This window comes from Candidatus Methylomirabilis limnetica (assembly GCF_003044035.1).
GTDB classification, from domain to species: Bacteria; Methylomirabilota; Methylomirabilia; order Methylomirabilales; family Methylomirabilaceae; genus Methylomirabilis; species Methylomirabilis limnetica.
In genome coordinates this window covers 198,770-217,330 of sequence record NZ_NVQC01000022.1, presented here as the reverse complement: position 1 = coordinate 217,330, position 18,561 = coordinate 198,770, and the positions used below count along the sequence as shown (strand labels likewise).

General features: G+C 58.6%; 22 protein-coding genes. 20 read left to right on the top strand and 2 right to left on the bottom strand.

All coding sequences use genetic code 11. From position 1 onward, the window contains the following. The first annotated feature begins 9 nt into the window (after positions 1-9). The 9 genes from CLG94_RS08435 to CLG94_RS08395 all read left to right on the top strand — a co-directional run bounded on the left by CLG94_RS08435 (position 10) and on the right by CLG94_RS08395 (position 7,562). Positions 10-1,269 carry a cysteine desulfurase gene (locus CLG94_RS08435; RefSeq protein WP_107562844.1) on the top strand — a complete coding sequence of 420 codons (1,260 nt, stop codon included), beginning with the start codon at positions 10-12 and terminating at the stop codon, positions 1,267-1,269. Beyond that, entirely contained in the window at positions 1,269-1,721 is a 453-nt protein-coding gene (sufU, locus tag CLG94_RS08430; RefSeq protein WP_107562558.1) for a Fe-S cluster assembly sulfur transfer protein SufU, read from the top strand. Before CLG94_RS08435 ends, sufU begins: the two co-directional genes overlap by 1 nt. Before the next feature lie 99 nt (positions 1,722-1,820). Continuing rightward, a complete protein-coding gene (locus tag CLG94_RS08425) occupies positions 1,821-2,132 on the top strand; it encodes a DUF59 domain-containing protein (protein WP_107562556.1) in 312 nt (103 codons plus the stop codon). Positions 2,133-2,199: 67 nt separating this feature from the next. Beyond that, the gene (locus CLG94_RS08420; protein WP_107562554.1) at positions 2,200-2,541 is read left to right on the top strand and encodes a ferredoxin family protein; all 342 of its coding nucleotides are present in this window, start codon (positions 2,200-2,202) and stop codon (positions 2,539-2,541) included. A 112-nt stretch (positions 2,542-2,653) separates the two neighbouring features. Continuing rightward, positions 2,654-2,962: a Rieske (2Fe-2S) protein gene (locus CLG94_RS08415; protein WP_107562552.1), complete on the top strand. Its 309-nt coding sequence runs from the start codon at positions 2,654-2,656 to the stop codon at positions 2,960-2,962. Positions 2,963-3,086: 124 nt separating this feature from the next. Then, a complete protein-coding gene (moaA, locus tag CLG94_RS08410; RefSeq protein ID WP_107562550.1) occupies positions 3,087-4,133 on the top strand; it encodes a GTP 3',8-cyclase MoaA in 1,047 nt (348 codons plus the stop codon). A 219-nt stretch (positions 4,134-4,352) separates the two neighbouring features. Further along, positions 4,353-5,771 (top strand): aldehyde dehydrogenase family protein, encoded by a 1,419-nt coding sequence (locus tag CLG94_RS08405; RefSeq protein ID WP_107562548.1) that lies wholly within the window; start codon positions 4,353-4,355, stop codon positions 5,769-5,771. Between the two features lie 53 nt (positions 5,772-5,824). Continuing rightward, positions 5,825-6,838 (top strand): ribonuclease Z, encoded by a 1,014-nt coding sequence (locus tag CLG94_RS08400; RefSeq protein ID WP_107562546.1) that lies wholly within the window; start codon positions 5,825-5,827, stop codon positions 6,836-6,838. Positions 6,839-6,953: 115 nt separating this feature from the next. Continuing rightward, the gene (locus tag CLG94_RS08395; protein ID WP_107562544.1) at positions 6,954-7,562 is read left to right on the top strand and encodes a Spy/CpxP family protein refolding chaperone; all 609 of its coding nucleotides are present in this window, start codon (positions 6,954-6,956) and stop codon (positions 7,560-7,562) included. Between the two features lie 53 nt (positions 7,563-7,615). Here the strand turns inward: CLG94_RS08395 and pdxA are convergent, their stop codons facing one another. After that, entirely contained in the window at positions 7,616-8,650 is a 1,035-nt protein-coding gene (pdxA, locus tag CLG94_RS08390; RefSeq protein ID WP_107562542.1) for a 4-hydroxythreonine-4-phosphate dehydrogenase PdxA, read from the bottom strand. Positions 8,651-8,783: 133 nt separating this feature from the next. Between pdxA and CLG94_RS08385 the strand changes: the two genes are divergently transcribed. From CLG94_RS08385 to CLG94_RS08335, 11 genes are all read left to right on the top strand, one after another. Further along, a complete protein-coding gene (locus CLG94_RS08385; RefSeq protein WP_107562540.1) occupies positions 8,784-9,110 on the top strand; it encodes a BON domain-containing protein in 327 nt (108 codons plus the stop codon). 237 nt (positions 9,111-9,347) lie between these two features. Then, positions 9,348-9,704: a hypothetical protein gene (locus CLG94_RS08380; protein WP_107562538.1), complete on the top strand. Its 357-nt coding sequence runs from the start codon at positions 9,348-9,350 to the stop codon at positions 9,702-9,704. A gap of 249 nt (positions 9,705-9,953) precedes the next feature. After that, on the top strand, positions 9,954-10,619 hold the full coding sequence (locus CLG94_RS08375) for a LuxR C-terminal-related transcriptional regulator (RefSeq protein ID WP_161954091.1): 666 nt from the start codon (positions 9,954-9,956) through the stop codon (positions 10,617-10,619). A gap of 214 nt (positions 10,620-10,833) precedes the next feature. Continuing rightward, positions 10,834-11,169, top strand: coding sequence for an outer membrane protein assembly factor BamE domain-containing protein (bamE, locus tag CLG94_RS08370; protein WP_107562534.1), 336 nt, complete (start codon positions 10,834-10,836; stop codon positions 11,167-11,169). Between the two features lie 175 nt (positions 11,170-11,344). Then, complete coding sequence (locus CLG94_RS08365) at positions 11,345-11,986, top strand: MotA/TolQ/ExbB proton channel family protein (protein WP_239993181.1); 642 nt, start codon at positions 11,345-11,347, stop codon at positions 11,984-11,986. Positions 11,987-11,991: 5 nt separating this feature from the next. Next, entirely contained in the window at positions 11,992-12,429 is a 438-nt protein-coding gene (locus tag CLG94_RS08360) for an ExbD/TolR family protein (RefSeq protein ID WP_107562530.1), read from the top strand. Between the two features lies 1 nt (position 12,430). Further along, entirely contained in the window at positions 12,431-13,294 is an 864-nt protein-coding gene (locus CLG94_RS08355) for a TonB family protein (protein WP_107562528.1), read from the top strand. Continuing rightward, entirely contained in the window at positions 13,294-14,628 is a 1,335-nt protein-coding gene (tolB, locus tag CLG94_RS08350; RefSeq protein WP_107562526.1) for a Tol-Pal system beta propeller repeat protein TolB, read from the top strand. The genes CLG94_RS08355 and tolB overlap by 1 nt, the downstream gene beginning before the upstream one ends. Positions 14,629-14,734: 106 nt before the next feature. Beyond that, positions 14,735-15,397, top strand: a complete 663-nt coding sequence (gene pal, locus CLG94_RS08345; RefSeq protein ID WP_107562524.1) for a peptidoglycan-associated lipoprotein Pal — start codon at positions 14,735-14,737, stop codon at positions 15,395-15,397. Between the two features lie 13 nt (positions 15,398-15,410). Then, positions 15,411-16,697 (top strand): tol-pal system protein YbgF, encoded by a 1,287-nt coding sequence (ybgF, locus tag CLG94_RS08340; RefSeq protein ID WP_107562522.1) that lies wholly within the window; start codon positions 15,411-15,413, stop codon positions 16,695-16,697. A 220-nt stretch (positions 16,698-16,917) separates the two neighbouring features. Beyond that, a complete protein-coding gene (locus CLG94_RS08335) occupies positions 16,918-17,385 on the top strand; it encodes a DUF2127 domain-containing protein (RefSeq protein ID WP_107562520.1) in 468 nt (155 codons plus the stop codon). Between the two features lie 84 nt (positions 17,386-17,469). Here the strand turns inward: CLG94_RS08335 and leuB are convergent, their stop codons facing one another. Then, a complete protein-coding gene (leuB, locus tag CLG94_RS08330; protein ID WP_107562518.1) occupies positions 17,470-18,552 on the bottom strand; it encodes a 3-isopropylmalate dehydrogenase in 1,083 nt (360 codons plus the stop codon). Positions 18,553-18,561 lie beyond the last annotated feature (9 nt).

The following is an 18,561-nucleotide window of genomic DNA, read 5'->3' as shown; positions in this document are numbered from 1 at the left end:
GTCACAGCGATGACCGCACAGGATACGCAGGCGCAGCCTACAGCGCGCTCGACATTCGACGTGGCGCGAATCAGGGAGGACTTCCCAGCCCTGCAGCAGCAGATCCGCGGCAAGCCGTTGGTGTACCTCGACACCGCGGCCACGAGTCAGAAGCCGAAGCGTGTCATTGAGACGATCGAGAAGTATTACCTGACTGAAAACTCGAATGTACACCGGGGGGTCCACCTCTTGAGCGAGCGGGCCACGGAGGCCTTTGAGGGTGCCAGGGCCAAGGTGGCGCGCTTTCTTAACGCGAGGGATGCGCGCGAGATCATCTTCGTTCGCGGCGCCACGGAGGGGATCAACCTGGTGGCCCACAGCTTTGCCAGGCCACTTCTTACGGTGGGGGACGAGATCCTCATCACCGAGATGGAGCACCACTCGAATATCGTTCCGTGGCAAATTGTGTGTAAGGAGACTGGCGCGGTCCTGCGGGTCGTACCGATCAACGACGACGGTGAGTTGCGGCTCGACGAGTATGAGCGGCTGCTCGGCCCGAGAACGCGGTTGGTGTCGATGGTGCACGTCTCAAATGCTCTTGGCACGATCAACCCGGTACAGCAGGTGATTGATATGGCGCATGAGCGGGGTGTGCCCGTCCTGATCGATGGGGCCCAGGCCGCGCCCCATCTGCCTGTGGATGTGCGAGCGCTGGACTGCGACTTCTATGTATGCTCCGGTCACAAGCTGTTTGGTCCCACCGGCATCGGCATCGTGTTCGGCAAGGCGCACCTCCTCGAGGCCATGCCTCCATACCAGGGTGGGGGCGACATGGTCCTCTCGGTCACCTTTGAGAAGACGATCTACAACGAGGCGCCGTTAAAGTTCGAGGCTGGGACTCCCCACATCGCAGGTGCTATCGGGCTTGGCGCGGCGATCGATTACGTGAGCAGCATCGGGCTGGATCAGATTGCCGCCTACGAGGGCGAGTTGTTGGCGTATGCGACGGACGCCATCTCCGCCATCCCCGGCCTGCGGATCATCGGGACCGCTAAAGAGAAGGCGAGTATCCTGTCCTTTGTCCTTGACGGTGTTCACGCGCACGACATCGGTACGATCCTGGATCAAGAGGGGATTGCGATCCGGACCGGCCATCACTGTGCTCAGCCGGTACTGCAGCGATTCGGCGTGCCGGCCACCGCCAGGGCGTCGGTGGCTTTCTACAATACGCGAGACGAGATCGACGCACTGGTGAAGGCGATCTACAAGGTCACCGAGCTGTTTGGCTGATGTCGGACCTGCGCGAACTTTACCAGGAGGTCATCCTTGACCATAATAAGCGGCCGCGAAATTTCCAGAAGCTGGAAGGCGCGAACCGTGCGGCGGAAGGCTATAATCCATTGTGCGGCGACCAGATTACGGTGTACCTGCTTGTCGAAGATCATGTAATCAGGGATATCGCCTTTCAGGGATCGGGCTGCGCAATTTCTAAAGCCTCCGCATCGATGATGACTGCGGCTGTGAAAGGCAAGACTACAGCGGAAGCCGAGGGCCTTTTCGAGACCTTTCATAGAATGGTCACGGCCGATCTGAGCGTTGCATGTGATCCGCTCGTAGTTGGGAAGCTGGCCGCCTTTGCGGGTGTACGAGAGTTCCCAGTTCGGGTTAAGTGTGCTACCTTGCCCTGGCATACCATGCAGGCCGCGCTGGAGGGGAGAGGGCAGGTCTCCTCGACGGAATAGGATGTTTCATCGGATCAAGGCCAACAAAGGCAGCGATCAGTCTTCAGCACTCAGCGTTTTTGCGTGAGCTGACGGCTGACCGCTGGGAGCTGATTACTTATGAATACGAGTGAAATCGAGGCAGAGGTCATCGAGGCCCTGCGCACCGTTTATGATCCCGAGATCCCTGTCAATATCTACGATCTGGGGCTGATCTATGAGGTGAAGGTGGAGCCCTCTGGCTTAGCCAGGGTGGCAATGACCCTTACGTCGCCTCATTGTCCGGCTGCAGCGGAACTGCCGGCGCAGGTCGAGATGAAGGTGCGGTGTGTCTCTGGTGTGGCGGATGCCCAGGTCGAGGTAGTCTGGGATCCCCCATGGGATCCGTCCAAGCTGTCCGAAGCCGCCAAGCTCCAGCTTGGTTTCCTGTAGTAAAAGGTTTGTGCGTGTATCAGAACTTCAGTCAACCTAAACCACTTAATCAACGAGGAGAAGAACGATGGCGTACATTGTAGCCGAGCCATGTATCGGAACCAAAGACCATGCGTGCGTAGATGTCTGCCCGGTGGAGTGCTTCTACGAGGGTGAAGAGATCCTTTGGATTCACCCGGAGGAGTGCATCGATTGCGCCGCCTGCGAGCCGGAGTGCCCGGTTGCCGCGATCTTCGAAGCGACCCAGGTGCCGGAGCAGTGGCAACATTTCATCCAGCAGAACGCCGATGCGTGCAAGGACGGACATACCCTTCCGGTGGCGGTCCAGAGAGCTGTGTGGGAAGCTCAGAAGGAGGAGGAGGGGAGCGAGGCCAATCTCTATTACAAGAAGTACCCCGCGAAACACTAGGTAAGCTCTTGTAGCAACCCTCCGAACGGGGTGCGAAATCCCCCTCACCCCCCCCTTTTACCAAAGGGGGGAACGGGGGGTTTCGGGCTACGAGGGTGGGGGAGGTCGACAGATGACAGCGTTTGTGAAGGTGGCAACAACCGGAGAGTTGGCCCCCGGCCAGGCTAAGCAAGTGGAGGTTGGGGGCAAGACCATCGCCCTCTTTAATGTTGGTGGGTGCTACCACGCCATCGATGATACCTGTACCCACGATGGCGGTCCCCTCTCCGAAGGTGAAATTGAAGGGAGTACTGTCACTTGCCCCTGGCACGGGGCCAAGTTCAACGTAACGAACGGGGAGGTGATTAGGCCTCCCGCGCGAGTTGCAGCGCCCTGCTATCGGGTTCGTGTGAACGGCTCGGATATCGAAGTGGAGCCCTAAGTGGAGAAGCTATCAGCTTTCGCGGTCAGCTATCAGCTCGTCTGGTGCTCCCCCTATTTTATCTGATTTATCTGAGGCTGGCGGCTGAGCGCTGATTGCTGACGGCTTTTTTGAGTAAGCGCAAATGGCACACCTTACCGAATACTCCCCAACGTTTCTTGACACATTGAGCAGGCCTCTTCGCAATCTGCGCCTGTCGGTCACCGACAGGTGCAACCTGCGTTGTCAGTACTGTATGCCCGAGGAAGAATACGTCTGGCTTCCGCGCAAGGAGATCCTGACGTTGGAAGAAGTGAGCGGCCTGGTAGATATCTTTGCCGAGCTTGGCGTCAACAAGGTTCGCCTCACTGGCGGCGAGCCGCTCGTCCGCCGAGACCTTGCAGCCCTGGTCAGGATGATCGCGCGCAACCCGCAGATCAAGGACCTTGCCATTACGACAAACGGTATCCTCTTGGCTGAAGCCGCGCAGGCGCTGCATGACGCTGGTCTGCACCGCGTAACTGTGAGCCTGGACACTCTTCGCCCCGATCGTTTCACGGCACTGACAAGAAAAGACTCCCACGCAAAGGTGCTGAATGGGATCAAGACTGCGGGGCAAGTTGGCTTAAAGGAATTGAAGATTGATACCGTGGTCATCCGGGGGGTCAACGAAGACGAGCTCGTCGATCTGCTGGAGTTTGGCAAGCAGATCAGCGCCGAGGTCCGCTTCATTGAGTACATGGATGTGGGCGGGGCGACTTTGTGGTCGATGGACAAGGTCTTCTCTAGAGCCGAGATACTTGAGGTTCTCACGCGACAGTACGGCTATATTGAGCCGGTCGCTGCAGTGAGTGCTGCACCCGCCGATCGGTTTGTCCTGCCGGACGGCACGGTGTTCGGCATCGTCGCGTCCACAACTACACCGTTCTGCAGCACCTGCGACAGGAGTCGGCTCACCGCCGATGGGACGTGGTACTTGTGCCTGTACGCCCAACACGGGATCGACCTGCGATCTCCGCTCAGATCCGGGGCCTCGAAAGCAGAGATAATCTCCACCATCGTCTCCGTATGGACCATGCGAAGCGATCGCGGCGCAGAAGAGCGGAAAGAGATTCGGTCTAGAGACGTGTTGGTCTCGGTAGATAGACTCAGACAAGACCCCCGCCTTGAAATGCATACACGGGGAGGGTAGGCGGAGTCAGGAGCCTACCTTCCCGTCACAGAAGTCCTACGTACAATGGGCCCAGTGCGCCGGGTCACGTCTCTCGCTGCCTTAACCTCTACTCTGTTGTGAGCCATTACTGGTCTCGCAATAACCAACTCCTGTTAGAATGAAGCAGGGGCAGTCCGTAGAGCGTTTGCCGGGTCTCGTGATGAGGGAAGAGGAGGCGGCTGGAGGAGGGAAGTGGCGATGCGGATGTACGCGGCCGGCCAATGGATCGACGCAGAGAAGAAGATCAACGTCCTGAGCCCGTACGATGGAACGGTGGTCGATAGAGTGCCATGTGCGGATCCGGGCGATGTAGAGAATGCCATGGAGGGCGCAGTCCGTGGCGCGCGGACGATGGGATCGCTTCCCGGCTACGACCGCTATCGAATCCTGAGGGCGGCGGCAGACCTGATTGAGGCCCGGAGCGAGGATTTCGCCAGAACCATTACTCTCGAGGAGGGTAAGAGCCTGGCCGAGTCGCGCTTCGAGGTGAGCCGGGCAGTGCAGACCATGACCCTATCAGCCGAGGAGGCCAAGCGGTTACATGGCGAGACCATCCCCTTTGATGGCGCCCCGGGCGCTGCCGGTAAGTTCGGGTTCACGCTGCGCGTACCGTGTGGGGTCGTGGTTGCGATCAGCCCGTTCAACTTCCCGCTGAACCTGGTCTGTCATAAGGTCGGACCCGCTCTGGCGGCCGGCAACGCGGTCGTCATCAAGCCGGCCACGGACACCCCTCTCTCGGCGCTGAAACTTACGGAGGTGCTGCTGGAGGCCGGCCTGCCGGCCGACGGGATTGCCTGCCTGACCGGCCTGGGGGCTGAGATCGGCGACGCACTGTGCAGGGATCGTCGGGTCCGTAAGATCACCTTTACTGGAAGCCGCGATGTTGGAGAGCGGATTTGCCGGATGGCTGGGATCAAGAAGATCACCATGGAACTCGGCGGCAACTCACCCATCATCATCATGCCCGATGCCGATCTGGACAAGGTGGCCCTGGCTGTGGCCGCGACCGGCTACTCGAATGCCGGGCAGGTCTGCATCTCCACGCAGCGGGTCCTGACTAGCGAAAAGATCTATGGCGATTTTCTGGACGCCCTGAAGCCGAAGGTGGCCGCTCTGACCACGGGCAACCCCCTGGACGAACGGACCAAGGTGGGTCCGATGATCCGGGAAAAAGAGGCCATCCGGGTTGAGGAGTGGGTAAATGAGGCGGTGGCAGGCGGTGCGCAGGTTGTGACGGGTGGAGTGCGTCAGGGGGCTATATACGCGCCCACAGTCGTTGCCGATGTCTCCCCCGACATGCGGATCTTCCGTGATGAGCTGTTCGGGCCGGTGGTCGCGGTTACGCGATTCGACTCCATCGACGAGGCGATTGCGCTGGCCAACGACACGATCTACGGCTTGGCGGCCGGCATCTTCACTAAGAATTTGGAATGGGCGATGCGGTTTGCGCGCGAGGTCGAGGCGGGTAACCTGATGATCAACTGGGGCCCGCAATGGCGTGCTGACTTGATGCCCTACGGGGGACTGAAAGAAAGCGGCTTCGGCAAGGAAGGTCCGCGCTACGCCGTGGAGGAGATGACCGAGCTGAAACTGGTCTGCTTCCATTTGGCCGGCTAACGATTGTAACATCTCACGCCGAATGTCGAGTTCTGTGACACGGTGTTGCAGGAATGATCAATCTATTTCAATCAAGGCTCCTCAATGGGGTATTCGAGGATCCCGGCCTCTTTGTGAGGCTCAGGTGGGAACGACGCGCCCTTCTGTTGGATCTCGGTGATCTGACGGCGCAGCCGCCTGCCGATCTGCTGAAGGTTACCGATATCTTTGTTTCTCACACCCACATCGATCACTTTATTGGCTTCGATCATCTTCTGCGGATCGTCCTCGGTCGTGGTCACACGATTCGCCTCTTCGGACCGCCAGGCCTCATCTCGAACGTCGAAGGGAAGCTCTCCGGCTACATCTGGAACCTGGTTGAAGGGTACTCCCTCATATTCGACGTCCACGAGGTAAGCCCTGACAAGATTACCGCAGCACGCTTCCCATGTGGCGCTCGCTTCGAGCGGATCGATCTGCCGCCGCCTTCACCGTTTACCGGCGTGCTGGTCGACGATCCGTTGTTCCGGGTCGAGGCGGTACATCTCGATCACAAGATCCCGTGTCTTGCCTTTGCCCTGGCTGAAGCGCAGCGGATCAATATCGACCCCGAACGGCTGAAGTGCCTCGGTCTTTCGACCGGGCCCTGGCTGACCGAATTCAAGCGGCTGGTCCGCATGGGCGCGCCGGATGATACGATAGTCCGAGTTCCATGCGGGGATGAAACCGGCGAGACATTTCAGGAGCTGCTGCTCGGTGATCTTAGAGGCAAGATCGTGACCATCACGAGCGGTCAGAGGCTGGCTTATGTCACTGATACGCTATATTCCGATGAGAATCGGCAGAAGATCGTAGCCCTGGCGCATGATGCGGATATCCTGTTTTGCGAAGCGATGTATCTGGAGCGGGACCGGGATTGCGCGACCGAGCGGCACCACTTGACGGCGCGGCAGGCCGGACTCCTTGCCCGCGAGGCCAACGTGAAGGAGCTGGTGGTCTTTCATTTTTCCCAACGATATCAGGAGTGCCCGGAGGCCCTATATCATGAGGCCGCTGAGGCTTTCGGTGGCCCGGTCCGCTCGCACTAAACCTTGTCCCGCCGCCGGGTGTCGAAGGAAAAGATGTGGCAATCGGGCTTTGGGTTATCGCAGCGGATATGGATCCGTGAAACCGTAGAAACCATTTGAGAAGGAGGAAGTGACTATGCGAACAATCGTGACAGCCGCGTTGGTTCTAGTGGGTGTGTTGGGACTGGTGGTTCCGCCAACGTGGAACCAGGCTGCCTCGGCTGAAGAAGGTGCGGGTGGACCGGGGATGACGGGGCACCGGATGACTCCCGAAATGATGCGCGGGAGACATGAGATGATGCGGGGCAAGGGGATAGGCCCCTCGTTCTATGGGCGGGGGGGCCATGAAGGACCGCTCATCAGCCAGATGCTGATGTGGCAAGAGCAGTTAGGACTCAGCACAGATCAGGAGCGTACCCTCAGGGAGCTTCGAGTCAACTTTGAGAAGGAGTCGATCAAGCGGACTGCGGATATTGATGTGACGGAGCTGGAGTTGAACGGCCTGCTGGAGCAGGACAAGGTGGACGTGGCCAAGGTAGAGACGCTGGCGAAGAAGAGCGCGATGCTACAGGCTGAGCTTCGTGTAGGTCGTGTCAAGACGATCGAGGCCGGGAAGGCGGTACTGACACCGGAGCAAACAGAGAGACTCGATCGATTGGGCCACGAATCGATGATGGGTGGCATGGGCATGGGAATGAGGATGATGGGCCCAGGCATGCCTCAGATGCACCCTGGCGTGCGATAACTGGCGAATCGATATCGTCTGAGGATAATATAGGCAGGGGCGGATGCTCAGGACTACACGTCGAGGGGGCGGGCTGCCTTGCGCCGGCGATGGGCGAACTTCGTGGCCAGCAGGATTGCCTCTACCAGGCTGCGAGGGTTGGCGGTTCCTGTCCCCGCGATGTCGAAGGCGGTGCCATGATCTACTGAGGTGCGGATAATGGGGAGACCCGCGGTGACATTGACCCCCCGGTGAAACCCGATCATCTTGAGCGGGATATGGCCCTGATCATGGTACATGGCGACGACGGCATCGAATTCGCCAAGCTTGAGCCGATGGAATAAGGTATCAGGTGGGAAGGGGCCACTCGCCTTTATTCCCTCAGTCTTAGCGGCCTCGACCGCCGGCATGATCTCTTCTATCTCCTCCCGGCCGAACCGGCCGCTCTCGCCGGCATGAGGGTTGAGACCAGCGACGCCGATGCGCTTCTGCCGTGATCCGAGATCGCAGAGAACCTGATGAGCCAGGCGAATGACGGTCAGTATCCGCGCCCGTTTCACCTTGTCGCAGACGGTTCGTAACGAGTTATGGGTCGAGACATGGAGAACCCGCATCCGCCCGACGACCAATAGCATCGCGTAATCCTTAGTGCTGGTCCGCTCGGCGAGCAGCTCCGTTTGGCCATCGTACTTAAACCCTGCCAGGGCCATTGCCTCCTTGTTAAGGGGGCCGGTCACGACTCCATCCAGTTCACGCGCTATCGCGAGGTCGATCGCCCTATTGAGGTACTCCACCGCGGCTCTGCCGCAGTGCGGAGCAAGGACGCCTGGTGGGCAGTTCGCGGTATCAACATTCTTCAGGTCCAGCACCTCGAGATAGCCCGGGTCCGCTGTGACCTCAGCCGGGGAGGCGATGGACCGAACGAGGAGGTCGAGGTGGCAAAGCTTTATGGCCCGCCGCATGATTTCAGCCTCGCCGATGATCAGCAGACGACAGGCCGCCCGCACCTCCTCTTGTGTTACGGCCTTGGCCACGATTTCCGGACCGATCCCTGCCGGGTCGCCGATGGTCAATCCCAAAAATGGACGAAAGATCGTATGTCGGGGCATGATTCCTCCTGAAAGTAGGCTGGATGATAACACAAAGCGCTTCTTCTCCCCAGGCATTTCTGGTATAGTGACCCCGTGGCGCTAAGCTCCGTAGGCGTCTTTGGTAGCGGAACGAATAACTGGAGGGGGACTTATGCATCTGCCGAGCCGAACCGGCATTGTGTTCATCGCTATTCTTATCACCGCTTTCCCCTTGCTTTCGGCTTGCGCTCCCACGGCTACTCGCGAGAGCACCGGGGAGTACCTTGATGACACGGCTATCACCGCCAAGATCAAGTCTAAACTGCTTGGCGACCCTACAATCAGTGGCTTCGCAGTTTCGGTGGAGACCTTCCGCGGCCGGGTGATCCTGGCTGGGTTTGTCAACTCTCAGGCCCAAGTTGATCGGGCGATCGCACTGTCCCGAGAAGTGTCTGGCGTCAGGGAAGTACAGTCTGCGCTGGTGATCAAGAGCAGGTAGCGACTGAAGAGATAACTGCTGATGACGAGAGGCGTGCCCTGTAATGGTGCTTTCTTACCGCTTCTCTTTCCTGCCAGCTCACACTACCCCCGCCCGTTTTTAAGCCGAATGCAACCTCCTACCACCCACAGGTCGTGTGAAGACCCTACCTGTGCTTGGACTGGGACAAGGCCACGATTGGCGTCAGATGAAGCTTCGCACCGGGCGATGGGAGAGCGAAGAAAGAGTCTATAGGCGATGATGGCGACTGCGCTCGACCTGTTCTCCGCCTTCGCTGACTTCGTGCTTACGCTGTCTGTTTCTGTGTCGGCGCTCCAGTTTGTTGGGATCATCCTCGTCGCGTTTCTGCTCGGTCTGCTCCTCGGGCGGGTCACGAAGCGTGGGGTTAAACAAGCCGTTGAGAGTTCAAACGAACGGGAAGTGGGCCGCGTCTTATTGGATTTCGAGAGGTTGACACCACTTGGTCCCTCTAAAGAAGAAGCAGCAGAAAATTCGGCGATGGATATCTCTGACCTCCGGTCTGACCAGATGCGTAAGAAGCCAGGGGCGGGTGATCGAGAGGAACAACAGGGGCCGACATCACTCAAAGAATGATCCACATCACACGGTGTTATGGTCAGTGGATTTGAGAAAAAGTTGTGGTATTCCAACGGCATAAGATGGCCGCCAGTTTGGGGGCTAAATGGAGGGTTGGCGCCTCCTCGTGATCCTCGTTATGTCACCTTAATACGGATCTGCTGTTTCTCTTGATTTTTACGGCAGGCTTCGGCACTTTTAGCGAGTACGCTCTCTAGTTCAATGCTCACGCGCTGCATGGCACATACAATGGATACGACGCACCTGATGACGAGTTCGCTCGCAGAGATCTTTTCAAAGACGGCAGATGGGGCTCTCGGCGTAGATCAGGACCACATGATCACTCTGTGGAACGGGGCGGCTGAGCGCCTCGTGGGGTACGCGGCCACTGAGGTTATGGGGCGACCCTGTGCTGAGGTCTGGGCTGGAAGAAACCGAACAGGCTGCCGACTGTGCGGAGCCGACTGCTCCCCGATCACCTCGGCCAGGAAAGAGGAGCCGGTCGAGGGACGTGAGATTATGATCCACACCAAGGCTGGGCGCCCCCTCTGGCTCCACGTCAGCACCATCGTTGTCCCTGCCGATGCGCCGAGCCTCTTCACCATGGTGCACATCTTTCACGACGTGACCCGGCAAGTGGAGACCGAGATCCTCCTCGGCAAGGTGCAATCACTGCTGGGGGGTGAAGGAGACCTCACGGATGGCGGCAGGATGAGCCCCATGGAGAGCGCCTCCCCCTTGAAGGTGTTAACGCTCCGAGAGCAGGAGGTCCTCCGGTTCATCGCCCGTGGCGAGAGTGCCAAGGGGATTGCAAAACAGCTTCGCATCAGCACCACCACCGCTCGCAACCATACACAGAAGATCCTCATCAAGCTTGGCCTCCACACCAAACTCGAGGCCGTGGCGGTCGCCTTCCGCTACAAGCATTTCTAGCGCAGAAACTCATATTACTCAGGTAACTACTCAGTTAGATAGACTATAGGCTGTTAGACTGTAGGAACATGCCATGCGAGACCATACCAAGCTCAGAGCATTTGAACTGGCCGACGAAGCGCCTTGATTCGGTCCATGCGCAACGGCTAACAGCCTTCAGCCTACAGCCTAAACACCTTGTAGTTACGTTAACCCTGCCGAAGAGGAGAGAAAAATGCGTAACTCGTATCGTCGCATCTTGAGCCTTGGGTGCTTTATCCTGCTGCTCGCCGGGTGTGTCTCGGTGGGCGCGGAGTTCCCGACGCCTACTGCCGCGATGATCAAGAACGGGGTGACCACGCGGGCCGAGCTGCTTCAGCTCTTTGGTTCTCCGATCCAGGTCGGAATCGAGGATGGGGATCAGACCTGGACGTGGGTCTATGTGAAGGCGGGAAGCTTGAGCCGAACCCTCTCCAGACAGTTGCATGTTAAATTCACCGAACGGGGGGTCGTCAAGTCGTACTCCTACACCTCGAGCCTGCCGGAGGAGGTTCAGCGGGAAACCCGGTAAGCGTCTCGGGAGGAACGGGTGGGTACGGAAAGCGCCGGTTGAATGATCTTGACCATGATAGATGGTGATGGTATAAGCACAACTTAAGGACTATGAGATGAATGCCGTAAGCCTAGTTGTACAATCAGGGCTCGTTGCGAAGGCAGTGCTGCTCCTCTTGTTGAGTTTTTCCTTGATGAGCTGGACGCTGATCTTCATGAAGTTCGGAGTGTTCCGGCGAGGCCAACGGGAATCGACTCAGTTCCTCCGCATCTTTCGATCAGCCAAGAACCTCACGGCCGTTTTTGAAGAATCGAAGCGATTTGCGAAAAGCCCCATTGTAAGCGTATTTCAGGAGGGGTACCGAGAGCTCAGCCAGATGGTGAAAGGTGGCCAAGGTCCAGCCAATCAAGGGCCGGACGCCAATGAGCTAAGGGCAATGGTAGCCGAAATACCCATTTACAAGGAGCCACTCGAGCTCATCAGCCGGACCCTCCGCCATGCGAGTATGAAGGAGGTTGCGCAACAAGAGCGCTATCTGATCTTCCTGGCGACGACAGGTAACGTGACGCCGTTCGTCGGTCTCTTTGGGACGGTATGGGGAATTATGGATGCCTTTGCCAGCATTGGTCAGGCGGGTTCTGCGAACTTAGGCGCTGTGGCGCCTGGGGTCGCAGAAGCCCTGATCACTACGGCGGCCGGACTGGGGGCGGCCATCCCTGCGGTGATCGCCTATAACTACTTCTTGAATCGAGTTAGAAGACAGGCAACGGAGATGGAGATATTCGGTCTGGAATTTCTTACCTTGGCTGAACGGATTCTGGGAAGGAGCCGCTGACGGCGATGGTTTCATCGGGTACCGGTTCGGGTGAGCGACCAGGGGGCAGTGCACTCTCTGAGATCAACGTCACGCCGTTTGTCGATGTGGTCTTGGTCCTCCTCGTCATCTTCCTCGTTACGGCGCCGATGATGCTCAGGGGGATCGATGTCAAGGTGCCGAAGACCGAGACCAAGAATGTCGGGCCTGAGGAACGGCTGATGCTGACGGTTACCAAGGAGAAGGCCGTCTACCTGGATGATCAGCCCATCACTCTTGCCCGTCTGGAGGGAATCCTTGTCGGGCTTCGACAACGCAATGCAAAAGCTGCCGTGTTCCTTCGGGCGGATGAAGGAGTGGCTTACGGTGTTGTCGTGAAGGTCATGGATGCGGTGAAGAAGGCCGGCATTGAACGGTTGGGGATGGTGACCGAACCGATTCCTCCTGTGGCGAAGGGACGGTAGTGTGGCGGTGAGAGCGATTGGGAGGCGTCTCCCTTTGCCGGAAGGGTCGTCCTCGTGTGGTCTCTCGTTTTTACTCCATGGACTTCTGGCGCTTGCGGTGTTGTATGTCCCGCAGTGGCTTCACGGTAAACCATTCAAGGTGCCGGTCAGCTACGAAGTGACGCTCGCGTCTCTACAGGAGATAGACAGTAAGCAGAAGCCGGATTCTCCTCTCCTGGCAGGGCAGAAGATCGCGACCGCAACGGCGAAAGTCGTCGCTCAGCCGCGGGATGTTCTCACGCTACCATCGCTTCCCAATCCGAGCATTTCGGGGGCGGCGGTACGACCCCACGCCGCCCGAACGCGGACCGAGGAGATGACCCTCCCGGATAGGCACCGGTCATCCGAGCGCCAGCCTGTTGCACCTGTAGTGACGCCCCCTGCTCCCTCGAAGATCGTCGCTCCACAGGTGACTTCCGCTCCTGCCATCTCTCAGTTTGTAATCGCTCCGCCGGTCGGTGATCTTACAAAAGCGGGAGCTGGCCAGGGTATCGGTGTGGCTACGGAAACCGGGATAACGGTGGGGAACACTGATCCGGCGTTAGCCTATTACTTCGTCCTGATCCAAGATAAAATTACTAGTAACTGGACGCCGCCAAAGATGAGTCCTGGTACGACGGCCAGCGTGAGTCTCTCCATGAGGATCCTTCGTTCCGGGCAGGTTCGCAATCTCGCCGTCGGGTCGTCCTCGGGAGACCGTCTGCTTGACGACTCGGCAGTTCGCGCCGTCGGTCTCTCGAGCCCACTGCCGCCGCTGCCTCCACTGTTTAAGGCCGAGGCGCTCTCACTTGACCTGCGCTTCACATTTGTGGGAGAGAAGAGCTGATGCGATCCTACCGTTGCGTAAGCTCGGGTAGCGCGCTCTTTGTCTTCGGGCTATTTGTTATGGCGATGCTTCCGCTTCCGGCCCTCTCCGCAGAGGAAAAATATACCGTAGACATTGTTCGAAAGGAGGCACAGAAGATTGTCATTGCGGTCGTAGGCTTCCCGCCGCTGATGGCCGGCGCCAAGGCGGATGACCTCGGCACCCAGGCGGGCGCCATCCTGACCGATGACCTGAAGAGCGGGGGGATCTTCGACGTCATTGATTCGTCGTTCCTCCCAGTCAAGGCCACCCAGGTCGAGTTCGGGCAGGAGAAGGGGTTGTTATCGGCGCTGAACTCCCTGAAGGTCCAAGCCGTGGTGGTTGGAAAGCTTTCGTCTCGCGGTAGCGAGCTTATCCTGGAAGGTCAGCTCTTTGAGGTGACGAAGGGCGAGATGCTTTCCGGGAAGCGATATGTTGGGGATTCTCGGACCTTGCGGACAATGGTGCATCGTTTGGCAGACGAGATCGTCTTCCGACTGACTGGAGAAAAAGGGATCGCCTCCTCGCGGATCGCGTATGTCTCCTCCGTGAATGGCGCCAAAGAGATCTACGTCATGGACTATGATGCATATAATCCCATCCTCATCACCGGTAATCACTCCATTAACCTGTCGCCGCGGTGGTCTCCTGATGGCAAGAAGATCGCCTACACCTCCTATCGTGATCAGAATCCAGACCTGTTCGTGATCGATCTGGAGACCGGCCGGCGTCAGAAGATCTCGTCAAACCCTGGGCTCAACGTTGCCCCGGCTTGGTCTCCGGATGGAGAGCGACTTGCCTTTTCGATGAGCAGCGGTATGGGCACCAGCCTCTTTCTTGTCCGGCCGGACGGGACTGGCCTTCGTCGACTTACGCAGGGGCCGCAGATCGATATCTCCCCATCCTTCGCTCCTAACGGACGGCAGATCGTATTTAATTCGGATCGTGGCGGTACACCGCAGGTCTACCTGATGGATATCGAAGGGACCAATGTCCGGCGTCTGACCTTCGGGGCTGGAAACTATAGCGTGTCGCCTCGATGGTCCCCACGGGGGGATAAGATCGCATTCGTGGGTAGACAGAGTGGAAGCTTCGATATCTTCCTGATCAATCCCGACGGTACGGGACTGGTCCAGTTGACGTCGAATTCGCGCAATAACGAGGAGCCGTCGTGGTCGGCTGACGGGCGGCATATTCTATTCACCTCGACGCGGAATAGTCATCGGCATCTTTACATTATGAAGGCCGATGGATCGAATCAGCGTCAATTGACCAAGGATGGAAAGGAAAATTACCTCGCCGACTGGTCGCCGTAGGCGAGGATAGGCAGTTCTTTTCAGGGGGCATCGTGAAGGCATGACCGAAACATTGGCGGGATAGCGTATAAAGGATCGTTGGCTAGCACAAAAGGAGGACTTCGATATGAGATGGATGCAGCGAGCACGGGTCGGTTCTACTCTCACATTGGCCCTTATGGTATTGTTTCTGACAGGCTGTCCGAAGCGGCCAGAGGTCGTAGAGACTGTTCCGAGGTCGATCGCGCCGCAAAGCGAGGTCGGTATGCCGGTGCTTCCGCCGACGCCTCCACCGGTGCCCAAAGTTGCCACTCCAGCAGAGAAGTCCCCCACTGAGGTAGCGGCCCAGTTGCCGGAAGCCAGGCCGACCGCCGAGACCGGTGCGGTCCCGGAGGCTAATATCGCTGAGGCGGAGGTAAGGCCGGAAACAGCAGCCGAGGTCAAGGCACCAGTGCTGGCATTGAAAGACATCTACTTCGATTTCGATCAGGCCGCGATTCGAGAGGACTCGAAGAAGTTGTTGAGCGAGAACATTGAATGGATGAGGAAAAACTCTGCAGCCAAGGTGACCATCGAAGGTCACACCGACGAGCGCGGCTCCAGTGAGTACAATCTTGCGCTTGGTGATCGGCGAGCCAGAGCAACGCGCGATTACCTGATGGCTGCCGGGGTCGAGGCGAATCGAATCAGTTCAATCAGTTTCGGGAAGGAGCGCCCATTTGTGCTTGGGCACGACGAGTCCGCCTGGCAGTGGAATCGGCGAGCCCATTTTGCCGTTAGTGCGAAATAACGAGACACGCGGTATGGCCGATGCCAGAGAGAAGGGGATGAGGCTGCATCTCCCACTAGCGGCTGCGCTGACCCTTAGTGTGTTGACTATGGGGTGCGAGGGGGATTTGCCTCTGCGCATGCTTCAGCGGGATGTGGACTCCGTGAGGAGCGAGGTGGCAGTCGTCGCCAGGACCGATGAAGGCTCAAGAGTGTTTATCGAGGAGCGGCTCAAGAAGATCGAGGGGCGCCTGGAAAAGAGTGAGCGCGGGCGGGCGGCTCTGGAGGAGAGGCTAGGGAGGTTGGACGCGGACCTTAAGAGCCAATCGGCGAAGGTCGCCCAGGAACGACAGGAAAGACAGGGGTTCCTTCAGTCTCAGGCGTCTCTCACCGTGAAGCTGGACGAGTTGACAACCGGAGTGCGCTTGGCTCAGGGGCAAACCGAGGGGATTGGCCATGGCATCGCAGAGGCGAACAGGCGAGTTGATGAGTTTGGGCGTCAGCTTGATCAGTTCGGCCGACGAGTGAACGGGTTTGACAAACAGGTCAATCAGTCCGTTGTTGCTTCACAAGAGGCGACAGCCGTAGCTCAGCAGGCGGTAGTCGCCTCCCAGCAGACTCCAAAGCAAGTGACGGCCGCGCTCCAACAAATGGCCCAACAGACTAACGCTGCAATTGAGCAGGTAAACGCAACCGCACAACTGGCCCTGACCGAAGCCAGAAAACCGACTAAGGGAAAGCCACTCGCTGGCCCTGCCGCCTTGCCTCGCGCCGGGGCGCAGCCCCTGTCCCCTGCTGTTACCCCGATCATGGCGGCACCCCTTGTTCCTCCTGTGCCGGCCACCCAGGCCTCGGCTCAAGAGGTTACGGCCCCGTCCCCCGCCGCTCGAACGGCGGAGTCGCCTCCACCCCAGACCCCGGCTCCTCAACCGGTGACTAGCGTGCAGAGTGCCGGTGAGCTGTACAGGAATGCCCTGAACGATTATGCGAAAGGCCATTATGAATTAGCGATCAACGGTTTCCGAAGTCAGATCGAGATCTACCCAGACTCTAGTCTCGCTCCGAATGCCCGGTACTGGCTTGGCGAGTCGTATTACAGCCAGAAGAACTATGGCCAGGCGATCAAGGAGTTTGCGCTACTTGCCAAGCAGCATCCGGATAATCCAAAGGTAGCGAGCGCCATGCTCAAACAGGGGTATGCGTATCTCGAGATGAGGGATAAGTCCAGGGCACGTACGGTTCTCGACGATCTGCTTAAGCAGTTCCCAAAGTCGCAGGAGGCGAGGATGGCGAAGGAGCGGCTGAGCAAGCTTGGGCGTTAACGGTTCGCGGTTCACAGAGATGGCAGCAGAACATTCTAAAGTGCCAGTCTCTGGCCAGTTCGTCGCCGATGTTTTCTTTGCCCTGTCCGCTTGAGGTCAGTGTTCCCGCGATCTGACCTCACCCTATCCCGGTCTGCATTCGGCTTTGGCGAAGATATTTGCGACTACTTAATCTGTCCACCCTGAGGTCCTACGGCACGAGGCCGGGAGGGTAGCGCCCTTGCCAGAGACGACTGCCTCAAAAGATGGGGCCCTGCGGACCATCATTGCCCTCAAGGTCCTTGGCGGGGTCCTGTTCTTGCTGATCAGCCTCGGTGTCTTTGCTCTGATCAACAAAGACATTTCCGACCTGGCAGAGGGAGTGGCCGATTCGCTGGGCGTCGATCCGGAGAACCATTATCTCCTGCAGTTACTCGGATGGCTTACCGGAATCTCTTCGAAGCAGATCGTTGCGATAGGGTTCGTGACCATTCTGTACTCAGCCCTTTTGCTGACCATGGCCTGGGGACTTCACCTGGGACTGGTATGGGCTGACTGGCTGACGATTGGTGTGACGGGGCTCTTCATTCCAATTGAGCTGTACGAGGTGATCCGGTCGTTCCGCCTCACCTACGGGGTTGCGCTTGCGATCAACGTCTTTGTAGTCTGGTATCTGATCCGCCGCCGCATCCGAGTGTCATCGCTTTAACGGACAGTGACGCAGCGCCTATCCCGCGACGTCTTCGCACATCCTCCCGCACTTCGATCTTAACAACACCCCTTCCAGGCACGCTTAGCCTTTCACAAGGCTCTCGACCACAAGGTCACCCATGTGTGCCGTATTGACGAGTACCGCGGGGCCAGGTTGCCAGATATCTGGCGTTCGGTACCCTGCCTCGAGTACCCGGCTTACCGCAGTCTCGATAGCGGCCGCTGCTAACTCGTGGTGGAGTGAATAGCGCAGGAGCATTGCGGCGGACAGGATGGTGGCAAGGGGGTTGACTGTGTCCTGCCCGGCGATGTCGGGGGCGGAGCCATGGATCGGTTCGTACAGCCCTGGCCCATCTCCCAGGCTGGCTGAAGGCAACATCCCGATAGAACCGGCGAGCATGGCGGCCTCGTCGCTGAGAATGTCTCCGAAGGTATTCTCTGTGAGCAGCACGTCAAACTGGCGGGGATCGCGGATGAGCTGCATCGAGCAGTTGTCCACCAGCATGTGGTCCAGCTCGATGCCAGGAAACTCCTTGGCCGTCTCGGTGACGACACGCCGCCAGAGCTGGGAGCTGGCCAGCACATTGACCTTATCGACGGAAGTCAGTCGCTTCCGGCGCTGCGCGGCGATCTGGAATCCGATCCTGGCGATTCGCTCGATCTCCGGTGTCGTGTAGATGAGGGTGTCTACAGCTCGTTCCCCTTGGGCATTGGGAAGGGCGTCGATCCCCTTCGGTTCACCGAAGTAGAGACCACCTGTCAGCTCGCGCAGCACCATCAGATCGACTCCCTCGATGATCTCGCGCTTCAGTGGCGAGGCATCTACGAGGGGGGCAAACAGCTTCACTGGCCGGAGGTTCGCGTACAGCCCCAGCTCTTTGCGGAGGAGGAGCAGACCGCGCTCCGGCCGGCGATCCACCGGCAGGCTATCCCACTTGGGGCCACCGACCGCGCCGAAGAGGATCGCATCGCACGCTTTGCAGAGGCTCAGCGTCCGAAGCGGAAGCGGCGTCCCTTCCCGATCGATGGCTGCCCCCCCGACGATCCCCTCCTCGAACTCCAGGGGGATGCCGAAACGGGCTCCGGTGATCTCAAGGACCTTCATCGCCTCCCGGACGACCTCCGGCCCAACCCCATCTCCTGACAATACAGCGATCTTTGCCATACATCCTCC